Source organism: Candidatus Pelagibacter sp. Uisw_127 (assembly GCF_047722515.1).
In the GTDB taxonomy this organism is placed as follows: Bacteria; Pseudomonadota; Alphaproteobacteria; order Pelagibacterales; family Pelagibacteraceae; genus Pelagibacter.
The window spans coordinates 395,064-412,414 of record NZ_CP159815.1 but is presented as its reverse complement, the minus strand read 5'-3'; the positions used below and the strand labels follow the sequence as shown (position 1 = coordinate 412,414).

24 protein-coding genes are annotated in these 17,351 nt (G+C 30.6%); 5 read left to right on the top strand and 19 right to left on the bottom strand.

Annotated features, from left to right (window positions below):
* Positions 1–2: 2 nt before the first annotated feature.
* The gene (locus ABXT65_RS02200) at positions 3–1,940 is read right to left on the bottom strand and encodes a ribonucleoside-diphosphate reductase subunit alpha (RefSeq protein WP_415323897.1); all 1,938 of its coding nucleotides are present in this window, start codon (positions 1,938–1,940) and stop codon (positions 3–5) included.
* A gap of 158 nt (positions 1,941–2,098) precedes the next feature.
* Here ABXT65_RS02200 and ABXT65_RS02195 point away from each other — a divergent pair, with 158 nt between their 5' ends.
* Genes ABXT65_RS02195 through ABXT65_RS02185 form a run of 3 tightly spaced genes read left to right on the top strand, consistent with a single transcriptional unit; the run spans position 2,099 to position 5,000 of the window.
* Positions 2,099–3,553: a phosphomannomutase/phosphoglucomutase gene (locus tag ABXT65_RS02195; protein WP_415323896.1), complete on the top strand. Its 1,455-nt coding sequence runs from the start codon at positions 2,099–2,101 to the stop codon at positions 3,551–3,553.
* Positions 3,537–3,812: a hypothetical protein gene (locus tag ABXT65_RS02190; RefSeq protein ID WP_415323894.1), complete on the top strand. Its 276-nt coding sequence runs from the start codon at positions 3,537–3,539 to the stop codon at positions 3,810–3,812. Before ABXT65_RS02195 ends, ABXT65_RS02190 begins: the two co-directional genes overlap by 17 nt.
* Positions 3,813–3,857: 45 nt before the next feature.
* A complete protein-coding gene (locus ABXT65_RS02185; protein ID WP_415323892.1) occupies positions 3,858–5,000 on the top strand; it encodes a glycine cleavage T C-terminal barrel domain-containing protein in 1,143 nt (380 codons plus the stop codon).
* A gap of 110 nt (positions 5,001–5,110) precedes the next feature.
* Here ABXT65_RS02185 and ABXT65_RS02180 read toward each other — a convergent pair whose 3' ends face one another.
* From ABXT65_RS02180 to ABXT65_RS02130, 11 genes are all read right to left on the bottom strand, one after another.
* Positions 5,111–5,356 carry a hypothetical protein gene (locus tag ABXT65_RS02180; protein WP_415323891.1) on the bottom strand — a complete coding sequence of 82 codons (246 nt, stop codon included), beginning with the start codon at positions 5,354–5,356 and terminating at the stop codon, positions 5,111–5,113.
* A 112-nt stretch (positions 5,357–5,468) separates the two neighbouring features.
* On the bottom strand, positions 5,469–6,374 hold the full coding sequence (locus tag ABXT65_RS02175; protein ID WP_415324199.1) for an aminotransferase class IV: 906 nt from the start codon (positions 6,372–6,374) through the stop codon (positions 5,469–5,471).
* 31 nt (positions 6,375–6,405) lie between these two features.
* The gene (locus ABXT65_RS02170; protein WP_415323890.1) at positions 6,406–6,933 is read right to left on the bottom strand and encodes a hypothetical protein; all 528 of its coding nucleotides are present in this window, start codon (positions 6,931–6,933) and stop codon (positions 6,406–6,408) included.
* A 7-nt stretch (positions 6,934–6,940) separates the two neighbouring features.
* On the bottom strand, positions 6,941–7,093 hold the full coding sequence (locus ABXT65_RS02165; RefSeq protein WP_415323888.1) for a hypothetical protein: 153 nt from the start codon (positions 7,091–7,093) through the stop codon (positions 6,941–6,943).
* A gap of 12 nt (positions 7,094–7,105) precedes the next feature.
* Complete coding sequence (locus ABXT65_RS02160; protein ID WP_415323886.1) at positions 7,106–7,492, bottom strand: hypothetical protein; 387 nt, start codon at positions 7,490–7,492, stop codon at positions 7,106–7,108.
* Between the two features lie 401 nt (positions 7,493–7,893).
* Positions 7,894–8,421: a hypothetical protein gene (locus ABXT65_RS02155; protein WP_415323885.1), complete on the bottom strand. Its 528-nt coding sequence runs from the start codon at positions 8,419–8,421 to the stop codon at positions 7,894–7,896.
* A 109-nt stretch (positions 8,422–8,530) separates the two neighbouring features.
* Positions 8,531–8,782: a hypothetical protein gene (locus ABXT65_RS02150; RefSeq protein WP_415323883.1), complete on the bottom strand. Its 252-nt coding sequence runs from the start codon at positions 8,780–8,782 to the stop codon at positions 8,531–8,533.
* Positions 8,783–8,991: 209 nt separating this feature from the next.
* On the bottom strand, positions 8,992–9,189 hold the full coding sequence (locus ABXT65_RS02145) for a hypothetical protein (protein WP_415323881.1): 198 nt from the start codon (positions 9,187–9,189) through the stop codon (positions 8,992–8,994).
* A 60-nt stretch (positions 9,190–9,249) separates the two neighbouring features.
* Entirely contained in the window at positions 9,250–10,203 is a 954-nt protein-coding gene (locus ABXT65_RS02140; protein ID WP_415323880.1) for a DMT family transporter, read from the bottom strand.
* A 99-nt stretch (positions 10,204–10,302) separates the two neighbouring features.
* Complete coding sequence (locus tag ABXT65_RS02135; RefSeq protein ID WP_415323879.1) at positions 10,303–10,467, bottom strand: hypothetical protein; 165 nt, start codon at positions 10,465–10,467, stop codon at positions 10,303–10,305.
* Positions 10,464–10,646: a hypothetical protein gene (locus tag ABXT65_RS02130; RefSeq protein WP_415323878.1), complete on the bottom strand. Its 183-nt coding sequence runs from the start codon at positions 10,644–10,646 to the stop codon at positions 10,464–10,466. The genes ABXT65_RS02135 and ABXT65_RS02130 overlap by 4 nt, the downstream gene beginning before the upstream one ends.
* A gap of 64 nt (positions 10,647–10,710) precedes the next feature.
* Here ABXT65_RS02130 and ABXT65_RS02125 point away from each other — a divergent pair, with 64 nt between their 5' ends.
* Entirely contained in the window at positions 10,711–11,592 is an 882-nt protein-coding gene (locus ABXT65_RS02125; protein WP_415323877.1) for a DMT family transporter, read from the top strand.
* A gap of 4 nt (positions 11,593–11,596) precedes the next feature.
* Here the strand turns inward: ABXT65_RS02125 and ABXT65_RS02120 are convergent, their stop codons facing one another.
* The 7 genes from ABXT65_RS02120 to ABXT65_RS02090 all read right to left on the bottom strand — a co-directional run bounded on the left by ABXT65_RS02120 (position 11,597) and on the right by ABXT65_RS02090 (position 17,081).
* Positions 11,597–12,781, bottom strand: coding sequence for an alginate lyase family protein (locus ABXT65_RS02120; RefSeq protein ID WP_415323875.1), 1,185 nt, complete (start codon positions 12,779–12,781; stop codon positions 11,597–11,599).
* 25 nt (positions 12,782–12,806) lie between these two features.
* Positions 12,807–13,343, bottom strand: coding sequence for a pentapeptide repeat-containing protein (locus ABXT65_RS02115; protein ID WP_415323873.1), 537 nt, complete (start codon positions 13,341–13,343; stop codon positions 12,807–12,809).
* Between the two features lie 94 nt (positions 13,344–13,437).
* Positions 13,438–14,097 (bottom strand): hypothetical protein, encoded by a 660-nt coding sequence (locus tag ABXT65_RS02110; RefSeq protein WP_415323872.1) that lies wholly within the window; start codon positions 14,095–14,097, stop codon positions 13,438–13,440.
* Between the two features lie 21 nt (positions 14,098–14,118).
* Complete coding sequence (locus ABXT65_RS02105) at positions 14,119–14,607, bottom strand: hypothetical protein (RefSeq protein WP_415323870.1); 489 nt, start codon at positions 14,605–14,607, stop codon at positions 14,119–14,121.
* A complete protein-coding gene (locus ABXT65_RS02100) occupies positions 14,604–14,897 on the bottom strand; it encodes a hypothetical protein (protein ID WP_415323869.1) in 294 nt (97 codons plus the stop codon). The genes ABXT65_RS02105 and ABXT65_RS02100 overlap by 4 nt, the downstream gene beginning before the upstream one ends.
* A gap of 1 nt (position 14,898) precedes the next feature.
* Positions 14,899–16,509: a SulP family inorganic anion transporter gene (locus ABXT65_RS02095; RefSeq protein WP_415323867.1), complete on the bottom strand. Its 1,611-nt coding sequence runs from the start codon at positions 16,507–16,509 to the stop codon at positions 14,899–14,901.
* A 167-nt stretch (positions 16,510–16,676) separates the two neighbouring features.
* The gene (locus ABXT65_RS02090) at positions 16,677–17,081 is read right to left on the bottom strand and encodes an HIT domain-containing protein (protein WP_415323865.1); all 405 of its coding nucleotides are present in this window, start codon (positions 17,079–17,081) and stop codon (positions 16,677–16,679) included.
* 59 nt (positions 17,082–17,140) lie between these two features.
* Here ABXT65_RS02090 and ABXT65_RS02085 point away from each other — a divergent pair, with 59 nt between their 5' ends.
* The gene (locus tag ABXT65_RS02085) at positions 17,141–17,341 is read left to right on the top strand and encodes a DUF2061 domain-containing protein (RefSeq protein WP_415289854.1); all 201 of its coding nucleotides are present in this window, start codon (positions 17,141–17,143) and stop codon (positions 17,339–17,341) included.
* Positions 17,342–17,351: the final 10 nt, after the last annotated feature.

The window sequence follows — 17,351 nt, the reverse complement described above, 5'->3', positions numbered from 1 at the left end:
TTCTACTGACATGATAGGCACTCCTCGTATTCTGGTTGTTCGGTTGTTTTTGGTTTTGATTTATAGACATTAGCAATAACATCTGTTGCTTTAGCATCGTTGACATTTTCTGCACGCTGAATTGATTTTGATCTACAGTAGTAAAGACTCTTTAAACCTTTTTTCCAAGCATCAAAATGAATTTTATGTAGTTCTCTTTTATGAATATCCGCAGGTACAAATAAGTTGATTGATTGAGCTTGTGATATAAAAGGTGTTCTATCTCCACTTAATTCAATGATCCATTTTTGATCTAATTCAAATGCTGTTTTAAAAACATCTTTTTCTAAATCAGTTAAAAAATCTAAATGAGAAACGGAACCTTCATTTGTAGTAATTCCAGACCATACTTCTTCTGTATTTTTTCCATGTTTCTCCAATAGTTCAACTAAATATCTATTTCTAACATTAAAAGACCCAGAAAGAGTTTTGTGCGTGTAGCTATTAGCTGCAACTGGCTCTACTCCTGGTGAGGCTCCACCACAGATAATAGAAATAGAAGCTGTTGGTGCAATAGCTGTTTTATTAGAAAATCTTTCATTATAACCATAATCAGCAGCATCTGGGCACGGCCCTCTTTCATCTGCCAAATCTTTAGAAGCCTTATCAACATTTTCTTGAATGTGTTTAAATATTTTTTTATTCCAAGCTTTGCTCATTACTGACTCCAGTGGAATATTGTGTTGTTGTAAATAAGAATGGAAACCCATAACACCTAAACCAACACTTCTTTCTTTTTCAGCAGAATATTTTGCATCATCAAATTGTTCAGGGGCTCTTTCAATAAAATCTGTTAATACGTTATCTAAAAATCTCATAACATCATTAATCATAACTTTATCATCTTTCCATTCATCGTACTTTTCTAAGTTTAAAGATGAAAGACAACAAACAGCCGTTCTGTCTCTTCCATTTTTATCTATTCCAGTAGGCAAAGTTATTTCACTACAAAGATTAGACGTTTTAACAGTTAAGTTTGCAAGTTTGTGATGTTGTGGAATTTGTCTGTTAACAGTATCGATGTAAATAATATAAGGCTCACCCGTTTCAATTCTTGCAGTCAATAATCTAATCCATAAATTTCTTGCCGAAATAGTTTGTTGAACAGTTCCATCAGCAGGACTTTTCAATGCCCACTGCTCATCTGTTTCGACAGCTCGCATAAATGCATCTGATACTAAAACACCGTGATGAAGGTTTAAAGCTTTTCTATTCGGATCACCACCTGTGGGTCTTCTCATTTCAATAAATTCTTCAATTTCAGGATGCTCAATCGGAAGATAACATGCAGCAGACCCTCTTCTTAATGAGCCTTGACTAATTGCCATCGTTAAAGAATCCATAACTTTAATAAATGGAATTATTCCAGATGTCTTTCCAACTTTACCAATTTTTTCTCCAATAGATCTAAGGTTTCCCCAATAACTTCCAATTCCACCACCTTTGGCAGCTAACCAAACATTTTCACTCCATAGATCAAGTATTCCATTCAAGCTATCTGATGCTTCATTTAAAAAACATGAAATTGGCAAACCTCTTTTTGTTCCACCATTTGATAAAACTGGAGTTGCTGGCATAAACCATAAATTACTGATGTAGTTATAAATTCTTTGAGCATGCAAATTGTCATCCGCATATGAACTTGCGACACGTGCAAATAAATCTTGATAAGATTCGTTGTGACCTAAGTATCTATCTTTTAAAGTTGCTCTACCAAAATCTGTTAATTTTGAATCTCTTGATCTGTCGATCTTAATAATAATTCCTTTTTCGTTCTGAAATAGTTCTGTTTCGTTGCTTAATGAAAATAAATCTGGTCTTTTTTCTTTAGTTAATTCTCTATTATCAGGGCTATATTCGGAGACAGCTTTCTTGAGTGCCTGTGATAGTATTTTATTCATAAGTTTTTAAAATTTTAGTTTATTTTTTACAAAACAACTACATGTTGTATGCAATAAGCATTGATACACTATATAAATCATTGTTCAACAGAACATTTATAGAACATATGAAAAAAAAAACAATAAAAAAATTAAAATAAATGTATGAAACATAAGTAATGACAACAAAATTAAAAATAGATCCCTACGGTTTTAGAGAGTATGACGCGAGATGGCTGTATGAGAAGGATATAAACCAACTGGGAATAGAGAATCTGGGTAAAGGTTTAGGTACTCAAATTATAAAACATACAAAAAAAAATAATCCAAGAGTAATTGTGGGTCACGACTATAGATCTTATAGCGAGGAAATAAAAACTGCCCTTAAAAAAGGACTACTTTCAACAGGATGTAATATTGAAGACATAGGCTTGTCGTTATCTCCTACTGTTTACTTTGCACAATTTAATTTAGATGCTGACGCTGTTGCAATGGTTACCGCTAGTCATAATGAAAATGGTTGGACTGGAGTTAAAATGGGTATCAAAAAAGGTTTAACCCATGCACCAGAAGAGATGAAAGAATTAAAAGAGATTACTTTAAATGAAAATTTCATAAAAGGTGAAGGTAGTGAAAAAAAAATAGAAGGTTTTCAACAAATTTATAAAGATGATTTAATAAATAAAAACAAGATCAAAAAAAAAATTAAAGCAGTTGTTGCTTGTGGTAATGGAACAGCTGGAATATTTGCACCTGAAATTTTAAGAGGTATTGGTTGTGAAGTAATAGAATTAGATTGTGATCTTGACTGGACGTTTCCAAAATATAATCCAAATCCAGAAGATTTAGAGATGTTACATGCAATAGCGAAAGCTGTTAAAGATAATAACGCAGATATTGGTTTTGGTTTTGATGGTGATGGTGATAGAGTTGGTGTGATTGATAATACAGGGAACGAAATATTCTCTGATAAAATTGGCTTATTGATTGCAAGAAACTTATCTAAAACTCATAAAGGTTCTAAGTTTATTGTTGATGTTAAATCAACTGGATTATACGCAACTGATAAAGTTTTAGCGGATAATGACTGTGAAACAATTTATTGGAAGACAGGTCACTCACACATTAAAAGAAAAGTTAATACTGAGAAAGCTTTAGCTGGATTTGAGAAAAGTGGTCACTTTTTCTTTAATCAACCATTGGGTTTTGGTTATGACGATGGAATTAATTCAGCAATTCATGTGTGTCATCTATTAGATAATCAAAATAAATCTATGCATGAGATTATAAAAGAAATCCCTAATACTTTTCAAACACCAACAATGGCTCCATATTGTAAAGATGAAGAGAAATATCAAGTAGTTGAAGAACTTGTTAAGCAAGTAAATGAAATTAAAGATAATAAAAATAAAATTGACGACCAAGAGATTAGTGAAGTACTAACTGTTAATGGTATCAGATTTTCTTTTAAAGATGGTTCATGGGGATTAATTAGAGCCTCATCAAATAAACCATCTCTTGTAATCGTTACAGAAAGCCCAACTTCAGATCAAAGAAAGAAAAAGATCTTTGATTTTATTGATGACCTTTTACAAAAAACTGGAAAAGTTGGCGAGTATGATCAAAAAATATAAATACTTACTAATCTTTATCCTCCTTTTTACCTCTAAAAGTCATGCTCTAAGCCCTGAATACGAGAAGGAATTGTACATTGGTTGTTACACTAACTCTAAGCAATACATTGGTACAGATGGCGCTAAAATATACTGCCAGTGTACTGTTGATAAATTAAGCGCAAAATTCAACAACGAACAGATGGATGAAGTCTTTAGTAAAGAGCCTGATGAAATTCAACAACTAACTGAATTTGCAACAATTGCTTGCGAAAAATAAGAAATAAAGCTTTTCAAATAAATAAATAATTAATAGATTTCAAAAATGGAAAATAAGAAAAATTTCGGTTTTGGAACACAAATTAGAAAATCTCCTTACTTTAACTCAACAGTTAAATGGGGTGCAACAGGTTTTTCAGTTTATAATCACATGTACATTCCTCGCGACTTTGGATCTCCTGAGCAAAACTTTTGGAATTTAGTTAATGAAGCAATTTTATGTGATGTTGCAGTTGAGCGACAAGTTGAAATTACTGGACCAGATGCTACTAAATTTATTCAACTCTTAACACCAAGAGACTTATCAAAACTTGCTGTTGGGCAATGTAAATATGTTTTAATTGTAAACAATGAGGGTGGGATTTTAAATGATCCAGTTTTATTAAGATTAAAAGAAAACCATTATTGGTTGTCTCTTGCAGATAGTGATATTTTATTATGGGCACAAGGAGTTGCAGTAAATTCAAACCTTGATGTTAAAATTATCGAACCCGATGTCTCCCCTCTTCAATTACAAGGACCAAACTCTGGAAAAATTATGGAGGCTTTATTTGGTGAAAGTATTAATGATCTTAAATATTATTGGTTACGTGAATTAGATTTAGACGGCATTCCTTTAATTGTATCACGTACCGGCTGGTCAAGTGAGCTTGGATATGAATTATACTTAAGAGATGGTTATAAAGGAGATGAGTTATGGGAAAAGATAATGGCAGCTGGTAAACCTCATGGATTAAAACCAGGTCACACATCATCTATTAGACGTATTGAAGGTGGAATGTTATCATACCATGCTGATGCTGATATTAACACGAACCCTTATGAACTAAATCTAGGAAGGTTAGTTAACCTTGATACCAATATAAACTTTATTGGTAAAGATGCGTTACAAAAAATAAATACTGATGGCATTAAAAGAAAGCAAGTTGGAGTTATCTTGGATTGTGATCCTTTAACTGGACCTAACACTACCTTTTGGGAAATCTTAAAAGACAATAAAGTAGTTGGTAAAATTACTTCTGCAGTTTACTCACCGAGATTAAAACAAAACATAGCCCTTGCAATGGTTTTAATTGACAATTCAGAGATTGGTACAGTGCTTGATGTTAAAATGAATGACAAAATCATTAAAGCAACGGTTGTTGAAAAACCTTTCTATGATCCTAAAAAGAAGCTCGCAAGTTCCTAGTAAGTCTAGTATTTATAAACCATGTTAACTCCAAAAGATTATATTTCCCTATACTTACTAGTTATTATCTTAACGGTAGTCTCAGTTAACTTCATGTACCGTCTTTATTTCTAGTAATATTCCTTATCTTTTTTTTTAATAAACGATCTAGATGATCCAGTTACTTTCTTAAGTAAAGCTTTATTTGATGCTTGTAAAAATGATGACACAAATACTATAAGACAAAGAATTATTAAAACTGCTAAATCTATTGCTTCAAAAGATAGTAGATATTGTAAAACTTGTGAAAAAGTCAAAGAATTACAAGATTTTAGAGATGAAACTTTAAAAACTAAATATGGAAATGTTTGTAACACATGTAGAAAACCGAAATCTAGATATTGGGGTTACAGAAGATATAGATGAAGGTGATAAACTTTATTTCTTATAAATTCACAAAACCACGATCGCTAAAAGTTTTTTCATTTTTTATAATAGGTCATTTATAGATGTACTCCACTCAGAATCAAAATGCTTATCCCAATAGAGTTTGTGAATTTTTCTTGTAACATCCCCTACTGTTCCTTGTTTAATATTTTCCCCACTTACTTTTGTTATTGGCATTACCCCTCCAGCTGTTGAGGTTGCAAATAATTCTTCAGATGATTTTAACATTTCAATAGTTATAGATTTTTTATTAACGTTAATATTTAGTTCTTTTGCTAAATCAAAAACCGTTTGTCTTGTGATACCTTCTAACACCCCATGGTCTGGTGTATTAATTCCATTTTCATCAACAGAAAAAATATTAAAGCCTGGGCCTTCAGATATATTGTTATCCTCATCTACCAATAAAGCAGTATGATGTCCTCTCTCATAAGCATCAAGCATACCTGTAACTAAATCCATCCAATGATAATTTTTAATAGTTGGATCAATTGAACTTGGGGGAATTCTTGTTATATCAGTCAAATATACATCTAATCCTTTTTCAAAATCTTCTGGCCTAAGTATCCAACCAAAGGGTACTGCAAAAGCCATAAAACGTGGTGTCGCTTTACGAGGATCTCTAACAAAATTTGGAGACATTCCTCTTGTTTGTATCATTTCAACATAAGAATCTTCAAGATCAGCTTTTTTAACACAGCCTGCTAATATTCTTTTTATTTCTTCACGACTAAGGCTGCATGGCATTCTGAGTTTTTCTGTTGATTTAAAGAAACGATCAATATGTTTATCTAATTGAAAAAATCTACCCTTCCAAACATGGACAACGTCATATGTTGCGTCAGATCTTAAAAAACCCCAATCTAAAATAGGAATTTTTGCTTCAGAAAGTCGAATGAATTCCTCATTCATCCATGCCGATCCTTTTGGAAAAATATCACTCATGATCTAAGACTAACAAATATAGAGGTTTTTTCATTTATTTTCTTACACTCCAAGCTTGATAGGAATTTAGTGATTTATTACAAAGTTCCAATGATAAATTTCTCATTAAATGAACTGGAGTTCCACCCCCACCTTTCTTAGATTGTCCCTGACCAACAGTAAGACATAATTTTCTATTACTAATCAAACGGATCTCATTTTTATTAGACCATTCAAAATTTTGAAGCTTGTTACGATCACATTTTTCTAATTTTAAATTTGTTGATGCTTTAAGTGATGAGGCTTCCATACAAACGTTAAAAGATGGTAAGATAAATTGGTTGTTAGTTAATTCAAGAGGATTAAAACCTTGATCTGGAGAGATTTCTCCTTGGTAAGAATAACAAGTGTGTGCCTGAAGTCCTTTATCAATTTTTGCTTTTAATTTATGCCCTCTTATATCAATACAAAAACCTCTTGGGTCATCTAATTGGTTTAACAAATAAATTTCAACATTATCATCTGCCTGAGACGAAGTTATTAATAACAACCCCAGAGCTATGATCCCTAAAAATTTTATCATTTTTTCTTTAATCTATAATCCCTGCTAAATTTTTAGTAGCCTTTTTTTTGGATCCTGCAGTTAATCCTTTGACATAAGCTGTTGCTATTCTTTCTGGATTTTTAATGTTTCTTTTTTTAAATTTTTTTAATAAATCTTTGTAGTTAGGTTTTCTAGGCATTACTTTGGAGCTTTATTTAACATTTTTATCAAAATCCTCTGTCATCTCAATAATCAGTGGTCTAAAGAAACTTGTAATAATAATTATGAGTGCAGAAATTATTAGTAAGACATCAAATTTAACTACATCTACCATAACTTTCGTAGTACCTAAGACAACATGCACTAGCATTGTTAAAAACATTGCACCTAGCCATAAATATATTACTGAAAATTTATATGGTTTAGCTACTAATCCAGCACCTAACAAAGCACCTAGTATAAGAATAATAGGATCGGTTCCGATAGCTGTTAAACCGCCGAAGAATAAACCAATGAAGGCTATGTTAGCTACATAACCAACAGAGAAAATTAAAATATTTGCTACTATGATTAGGTAGGAGAAATATAATAAAACCATTGAATTTAAAAATTGATTAATAAAATTATTATAGCGATAGTTATTAATACAGCACTCACAATAATATAATTCAGCCTAATATTAAATTTTTTGAATACTATTTCAGTAATTTTTTCCCAGAACACCACAATGAAGAGGGCAATTATAGCTGGCAGAATATATTTAATCATTAATGAAGACTACCAAACCTTAAATCAGGTGTCTAGGTGATGGAATGATTATCACTTAATGAAATAGATGATTGTTAGAATTATAAGGATAATAACAATCCAAATAGTAAGATTAGTTAAGAATTGTTTTAATTTAGAATTAGATTGTAGAAAAGCTGGGAGTACTAATAAGAGTATCCCTAGCATATAAACAAAGGGTAATATCTGATCCATCATTATATCTAGTTTGTATTATGAAACGATTGTACGAGACCGTCTTTCATTCTGCTTTATTTTATCAAAGGTTTTCTCAATTATTTTAGCTTTCGGTCTTAGCTCTTCTTTGCTATCTTTTTTTAAAAGATTTGCCCCAGCTGTTTTATTAAATCCGTCTATTTTTTTAAAATATTCTTTGTTTTTAGATTGTGATTTACTGTACCAAAGGTCTTTTAATTGTTTGGTGTAATCTTCAAGTTTACTCTTATCCCAAGTAATATTTTCTTGTTTTCTCATCAAATTATAAAATTGGATGAAGTCTTTTGATTTAACCCACTGTCTAATTATATGAGTGAGTGACTTGTCTTTATTTTCTGGATCAAGTTGCTTTTGTGTAACTATCGCAATAATATTTAATGAATAAGACGCTCTATTAACATCATAATTAGATGCAATACCTTGATCACACCCCTTTAATAAGCTTAATACTTTCTCAAGATCACTGTCTGAATGTGTTAGGTATTCAATTACCTTGTCCCACTTATCTTTTGCAACTTTAACCATTAATAGACAATACACAGATTAAGGAGCTTACTCAATTAACGATTAGTGAATATTTAATCAACATGGCCACGGCTACAAAACCGAGACCATATTTACTCAGTTATTGATTTTACAAGCTGACAGGGTTACCTGGTCTGCCGTTAGGTAAATCTTTGTTTTTGATTTCAGTGACAGCGTCTTTTGCAGTACTGATTTTTACCTCTGTTATTTCTTTAAGGCGGTCGTTATCAACTAATTGCTCTTTGCAATAACTAATAACCTTTTCCTTAGCATCATCAGCGGATTCTGCGTTGATGATTTCTTCTCTAGACGATGTTGATTTTTCAACTACGTCGACTTTAACTTTATACAAATTGGTCATATGACCTCCTTATCAAAAAACAATAACATGGCAGCATATACGCCACAACCACCAATCAGGTATTTAAGTGATGAAATGAAGGTTAATCAACTATAATAATTATAAAAGTACAATTTGAGCAACCTATGAGAGAACACTTCTATTAGATCAGTCATACACTTGTATTTAACTAATTATAAAAAATAGGCTCTTATTTAAATTAATAACAGTTAAGGAGAAATATAATGTTGTGTATAAATATATCTTACAAAGTTCATTACACCGGCTGAGAGGACGTCGCTACTTATTTGATAATCCAAAAGATGGATTTTATTCTTTTTATTTTTTATAAGTTTATTTTCAGGGTTTGAAACAACAAAGCTAATAGCAAGTAGGATTAGAAAAGATATTAAGATTACCCAATACATAAAGATATACTACTAAATCTTAAATCAGGTGTCTAGGTGATGAAATGATAATTAATTGGTTTATCTTCTAGTTGGAATTTTAGATGCAACGTACTGTTTTCGAACACCTTCTCTAAAGTAAATATAAACCCCAGCTGAAATTATACAAATGACCCCTAACAAAGTTCTAAGAGATGGAATTTCATTAAACAAAAAATAACCTGGGATCATTGACATAATAATCAATGAATATTCAAATAATGAAACAACGGATGGGGATGCAATAATATAAGCTGAAAAGATACATAAGAACCCAATAGATGCTGCAACTCCAAAGAATAATATAAACTTCCAAGTATAATCAAAATTTGTAAACCATTCTCTAAATATAAACTGTGTAGTTGGGTCAAAATCAGTGTTGTTGAATTGACCATTGCCCATAAAGACATAAATGATGCCACATAAAACAAGAGCAATTAAATAAAAATAGTATAACTGGGTGTTTACATCATCCTTATCAGATGTGTATTTAGTAATAGTCATTGATGCTGCATAAAATAAAGCACTTAACACTGGTAACAAATTTCTATAATCAAAATTTTCAAAATCAGGATTTAAGACGATTAATACACCAAAAAAACCAAAGGCAATAGCGGACCATCTTCTAATACCAATAAATTCTTTTAAGAAAAATTTAGCAAAGATAGATACGAAAAAAGGACAAGAAAAGAATAAAGCATTAGCAGTTGCTAGTTGCATATAAGTGATAGAGATAAAAAAGGTTGAAAAAGCAACAAAATGTAGCAACACTCTTGCAAAAGTTAATACAGGGTAATGTGTTTTAAGCGATACTTTCTGTCTTTTAAAACTTAAATAAATAAAAAGCACTGTTGCTGCAATCAAATACCTTCCAAAGAAGATCTCATAAAGAGCAGATTTTTCAAATATAAATTTAATTAACGAGTCTTGGATTGCAAACAAGCTCATTGCAATCAGTATTAAAACTATCCCTTTTGAATTATTGTCCCTACTCATTATCTAAGCTTAAATCTTGAGCAAAGAAACTTAAAGATAAGATAGTTAAATTTACCAAGACCGTAATAATTAAGTGCAGGTTTCTTAGTTTTTACCTTATTAATTTTTTTCTTCTTCATGGCTGATATAGTTTTGTGTTTCATTTGAATGCTTAAAATTATAACAATCTGTACAAAGTAAGATGACTTCAGGGCCTGAACTCACTTGCGTTAAGATAGCAGTATCATCTCCACACTCACTGCACCCTGATAAACGTTTTTTCATTTATGTTTTTTACGGGTAATTTCATTAATCTTATCGATATAATTCTTTATCTCATTACCATCTGCAGGTTTATTGTCTTGCTTTGGGTTCTTCTTTCTTTGGTAAGAATAATAAATAGGCATAACAATGGATAAGCCAACGATAACAATTGCTAATATTATTTCAGAAGCTGTGACCATTTTAATATTTAAAGTTATTTTAATTTTATATTTTTTTGAATTTGATTAACTATAATCCAAAATAATGAACAATTATATTCTATTTTTAGTCACCCTTTTTTGCTGGTCCCCTACCTGGTATGTCATCAAATTTCAGTTAGGCTACGTTGATCCATTAGTTTCAGTATTCTATAGGTTTTTAATTGCTGCAATAATTATTTTTATTTATCTGATTTATAAGAAGAAAAATCTTAAGTTTTCTTTAAATCAACATGCATGGTTTTTATTTTTTGGTATTTGTCTTTATTCTCTAAATTACGTTTTCTTTTACCTATCAAACACTTATTTAATAAGTGCATTTCCAGCCGTTGTCTTTTCAACGGTAGTTATTATGAATATTTTAGGAGAAGGATTTTACTTTAAAAAAAAGCCTTCTTTAAAAACTTTACTGGGTGCAACCATTGGAATGATTGGAATTATAATCATTTTCAGTGATGAAATTTTCAATTTCAGCTTAGCAAATGGAACTCATGTTGGATTATTTTTAGCATTGCTTGGAACATTTTGTGCATCAACAGGTAACATGGTTCACCAAAGAAACTTAAATAACAACTTTCCATTAATACCAACACTTGCGCACGCAATGCTTTATGGATCATTAGTTACTTTGTTAATCACTCAGATAAAAGGTACTGAATTACTATTTGAATATAGCTTCAGTTACATCGCGTCTCTTGCTTATTTATCAATAGTTGGCTCAATATTTGCTTTTATCTTTTATTTAAGATTATTAGAGAAAGTAGGGGCTGGGAGAGCTGGTTATGTAGGAGTTGTTATGCCTGTACTTGCTTTATTAATCTCAACAGTGTTTGAAAACTTAGAATGGCAGCAAGATTTAATAATAGGCTTACCTATTTTAATTATTGGAGCTGTGCTTGTTATTAATCAAAAAATTAAACCTGTATAATAAGTTAATTAGCTAAAGAATTATAAATACATCCTAAACTGATACCAAGTGTTTGATCTGACTTTAAAGATGCTGCTCTTGGATACATTTCATCTTTTATAAACTTAGAGGTCCTATGATCTGGGTATCTATATTGAAGGATATGAAACCAGGCTGAACCATGAGAAGTTGAGTTAAAGTCACTCCTAAAGTCCTGTTTTCCATTACTTGCATGAGAGTTATATTTCTTTTTTGCCCATGGCTCAATTACTGAATGATCAAGATATGCGTCATGAAACAATTCTACAGCTTTTAATAATTTTTTTTCATAATTTTTTGGTAATTTAACATTGGCTGCTTTTGCTATCTCCATTATTATAAAAGCCTCTCCTAAAGCTGAATGATGATACCACAATGCACGGTTTCCCCTTGTAGTTCTATCCTTAATGCTTCCATCTTTTAATAATAATTTATCTGATCCTTTAATTAGTTTCTTTACCAAAGTTTTATATTTTTTATTTTGACTATGTTTAATTGAAAGGTTTGGAAAGAACCAACCTGCAGAGTTACCAAAATAAGTAAATTCTTTTACATATTTTATTCTTTTATGAAAAGGTTTAATCCATTCGTTAATAACTTTATGCCTTAGGTCATCTTTTTTATAATCGATAAAATAAAAATCATATAAGTAATTTAAACCCATGATTACCTCTAAAGTTCTTGAAGAATCATGGGTTGGTGCTGGATCTTGACCTTTAGGATCTTTCCAGGAACCCTCACATTCTTTTAATATAAATCTATTCTCAATATTAGTGTAACAAACTTTAGTTTTTGTCAGCGCTTTATCATTTGCCCATTCAAATAGTTTATCAAATAAAAATTCTTGTAATTCAAAATTTTCAGAAATGAATGCATAATTAGTGGTGGAGGCAAATTCTCTAAAGACATCCATTGCACGGGTGCCTTTTACTTTATTCTCATTATCCATTTTTGAGTTGTAGCCTTGAATTTTCATTGGAAGATCTTCATTTATTTTATCTATAAATGGATCAAAACTTTTAAAGCAAACATTAACCTTGTGTTCTTTTGAAAGAGATTTGAAATCGTTTAAAACATTATCTGGTATAAAAGGTGACTCACTTAATTGATTAGCTTTAGCATTTACTATGAAAAAAATAAAAAATACTAAGGTGGTTAAAAATTTTTTCATAAATATTTTATAAATTAACTTTTAACTATTTAGCACATTTTCCAATAGAACCTAAAGAGCATTTGGTTCCATCAATCCAAACTGCGTTGTTTAAATTGGCACCATCAAATGTGGCATTTAAAATGTTAGCACCTGTTAAATCAGCTTCAAAAAGGTTGCTATTACTAAAGTTTGTCTCAATTAATGATGAGCCTTTGAAATTTACTCTTGTTAAGTTGGCACTTGAAAAGTTTGCTTTTTCAAAAATACCACCTTCAAGATTTGCTTCATATAAATTGGTTCTAATAAAAGAAGATTCTACAAAATTGCCATTAGCCAATGTTGCATTCATCATTACACCTTTATCAAAGGTGACTTTAATAAAGCTAATGAAAGAAAGGTTAGAGTTTGGTATATAGGCTCTACTTAAATCTTGGCCTTCTGAGAATTGACAATTAGAATAATCTACCCCATCAGTTGGGGCATCATCACAACCAGCTTTTGCACCATTAGTTAATAATAAGCTTAAGACTAAAATGGTAAAAAGCTTGCCAATAAAGCTAGTTCCAAATATTTTTTTCACAATTAGATGCTAACAAAACATCATTAGGTTGTCTCTAAATAATATAATTTTTAAATGCTGATATACGCTTAAAAGTGAGTATCAATTTAATTGGTTATTCGTGTTGCAATTTATATGTTTTTTTTATTAAATTTTTTAAATCTATACCAGGAACTTTTAAAAAAATATCTCCTAATACAATTTTAAAAACTTTTTTATAATGCTGAAAACCAGTTTTATTTCCTATTTTATTAAAGCTAATATTTGAAAGATTTATTTTAATTTCATTTGATTTTCTAGATGTCTTAATAAATCCCTGGGTATCATGTGTTTCAAGTTTTAAAATTAAAAAATTTATATCCTTTTTTTTGATTGGGTAAATTTTTGGTTTATAATTATCTTTATTTTTTTTAACTTCTTCTAAATTGTCATTAGTAATCACACCATCTTTAATTTCAATATCTACAAAAATCTTTGAATTATAAAAACTTAAATGATCAATAATTATTAAATCAGTAAATAATGATTTAAAATTATATTTAATTTTAACTTTTTCTGCTTCAAAAATATTTTCATAATAAATTTTACTGGTGTTTTTAACCTGTATTGAATTCAAAGTTAATTGTTTTTTTGAATAATCTATATCAATATTTTTTATAGATATATTTTTATCACTCAGTTTTGATGTAGTAAAAATAATTACTTGAGAAATTATAGTTTTATTAAAAATTACAAGAGATAAAATTAAAATAAAAGATACTATAATTTTTTTCATAAGTGATAGTCTTGAATTAATTTAATTAGGTTTTGTCCAATATCCATAAACACAACGTGTGCCACGCCTTGAACAATCATAAGTGTCATGTAAAATTCCATCTTTAACAACAGTTATATGTTTTGAACAAGATACAATTAAAGTACCACTAGGAAGTTCATCTTTTTTTAAATGAACCTTACAACCTTGTCCAATAAACATTGTTGGTGTCCATTGCCATCCTAATTTTTCAAGATATTTTTTAACAACTACTCTGTGTGTACCTGATCTTGGGCTGTCATTTTTTTGTTTTAAGCTTTTGGCGAGTCTAGTTCGTGATGTAGTTCTAAATTCCTCATTTGCTTCATATAAATCATCATAAATTCTTTGATAAGGAAAACCTGATACAATGGCAATAGATCTAACCACACAATCACCAGCTTTACCCTTGTATCCCGCTGCAGCTCTTCCACCATCATTGATTTGTAATTCTAAATTGCTGCTTGAAAATAATCTTTTAAAGAAATTCACGATTTTGTTTTATGATCTAAAATCTCAACCATGCACTGTGTTGCATATTCACGCCATTGACTAGCTGATTTATCCTTCAAATTATTAAGATGATTCATATTGCTATCAATATTTTCTTGATGCTTAACTTTGTCAGTCTCTTCTAGATTTTTTTCCATATTAGTAAGATTAGTTTTCATTGCATTAATCCAACTATTTCCAAGTTCAACACACTTTGGATCATCTTTCTCATCACAAATTTGTTGAAAGAAATTGAAAATTACATCATCTGCTTTTATCTCTTTGCTCATCTTACCTGCCAAAAATACCTAATTTAACATCATAATCAACTGCAATTCCGTAATCAGGATCGTCATCACTATCAACAACAAGCTGACCTGCTCTGCTTAATAATCTATGACAATCTTTAGTTAAATGTCTTAATTTAACTTTTTTTCCAAAACTATTATATTTGTCAGCAATATCTTCAATAGCTTTTAATGCGGATTGATCAATTACTTTTGACCCAGCAAAATCTATAATAATTACTTCAGGATCTTCTTCTGGCTTAAATAATTCTAAAAAACTATCAGTTGAACTAAAAAATAGTGGCCCTTCTATTTCATACACCTTGGCTCCTTTTTCTCTAATGGACGGTCTCTCAACAGCTCTAATTCTAGATGCAGATTTCCAAGCAAATACTAATGCCGATACTATAACTCCTACAATTACAGCAACTGCTAAATCTTCCAAAACAGTTACAACAGTTACAAGGACGATCACTAACGCATCACTCTTTGGTACAAAAAATAATATCTTTAATGAGTTCCACGCAAACGTTCCAATCACAACCATAAACATCACTCCAACGAGGGCTGCAATGGGAATCATCTCAATATAAGATGAAGTGTATAAAATAAAAATTAATAAAAATAATGCAGCAGCAATTCCAGCTATACGAGTTCTACCACCTGACTTTACATTAATCATGGATTGTCCGATCATCGCACATCCACCCATTCCACCAAAAAAACCTGTAACTGTATTTGCTAAGCCTTGAGCTAAACATTCTTGGCTCGCACCCCCTCTTTTATTGGTAATTTCACCTACTAAGTTTAAAGTTAACAAACTTTCAATTAAGCCAATGGCTGAAAGTATAAATGCATAAGGAAAAATTATTTTTAATGTTTCAAAGTTCAATGGAACACTTGGTATTGAAAAATTTGGTAATCCACCCTTAACACTTGCAAGATCTCCAACACTTGGAATATCAATCTTTAATACTAAAACTAATACAGATGTTGCTAAAATTGCAGCTAGAGTTGCTGGAACTGCTTTAGTAATTTTTGGTAGCAACCAAATGATTAACATAGTTAAAGCAACGAACCCTATTGAATAATATAACATGTTCCCTGTAATCCATACAGATTGACCTATTGAATTAACAGTTTTGAACTGACTGAGTTGTGAAATCCCAATTACAATAGCAAGTCCATTAACAAAACCCAGCATTACAGGTTGAGGTACCATTCTAATAAATTTTCCAAGCTTAAAGACACCAGCTAGTAACTGTAAAATTCCCATTAACACTACGGTTGCAAATAGATATTGAGCACCGTGATCCATAACAAGAGAAACCATAACAACAGCTAAGGCACCAGTTGCTCCTGAAATCATTCCAGGTCTTCCACCAAATACAGCTGTAATCAACCCAACAATAAAAGCTGCATAAAGCCCTGATAAAGGTGCAACTCCTGCAACAAAAGCAAAGGCAATAGCTTCAGGAACTAAGGCTAAAGCAACCGTTAAGCCTGATAAAACTTCAATTCTAAATAAAGAAAAGGATGCCCCTTCCTTTGGAATATAATCTTGTGAGTTAAAACCAATAGATTTTGCAAATGATGAGAGTGTGGTTTTAATCAATGTTTAAATTTTAATTATTTATGAATCGAGATGCTAGCTATTTAGTAAAGCAAGCGGTTGATAAAGTCTACTTTCAATTAATAAGTGTTAACAAATTTACGACGAATCAGATACACAATAATTAAGAGGTAGTGGCGGGAGACTAAAACTACCTCTGTCCTTACCCTTTAATCCTTAAAATACTTTTTAATCTTAGCGATAGTTTTCATTAATAGTACTTTTGTATAAGGCTTCCCTTTAACCACCCAAACTGACAAAGGCCACGTACTATCATTAGTAGATCTTGCAATAATATGAATATGTAATTGAGGAACAATGTTGCCAATCTTTTCAACATTAAGTTTTTTTGTTTTAAAAATTTTTTTCATTAACTTACTGCAATGGACAATTTCTTTCATCAGTAATATTTGATCTTTAGATTTTAGTTCTGTGATGTCCGTAATATTTTTTTTATTAGGAATTAAAATGATCCAGGGAAATTTAACATTATCAATTAAACGAATACTACATAGTTTTAAATCAGCTATTAAATGAGAATCTTTCAGAAAATTTTTACTTACTTTATTAGTCATAGTTAAATATTAATATAAATGTGTTCTATAAGCAAAAATTATTATAGGCTAATTTTATTATGGCTGATAAACAAATACGTTCCGTTGCTAAAACATTTTCATGGAGACTTTTTATTTTTATCTACTGGGTAATATTTGGATATATTTTTACTGGTAGTTTTAAGGGAGCTGGAATACTAGGGCTAGGTTCTATAATTCCTCTCTTTTTTTATTATTTTCATGAAAGAATCTGGAATAAAGTTAAGTGGGGTCTTAATTAAAAAATAAAGA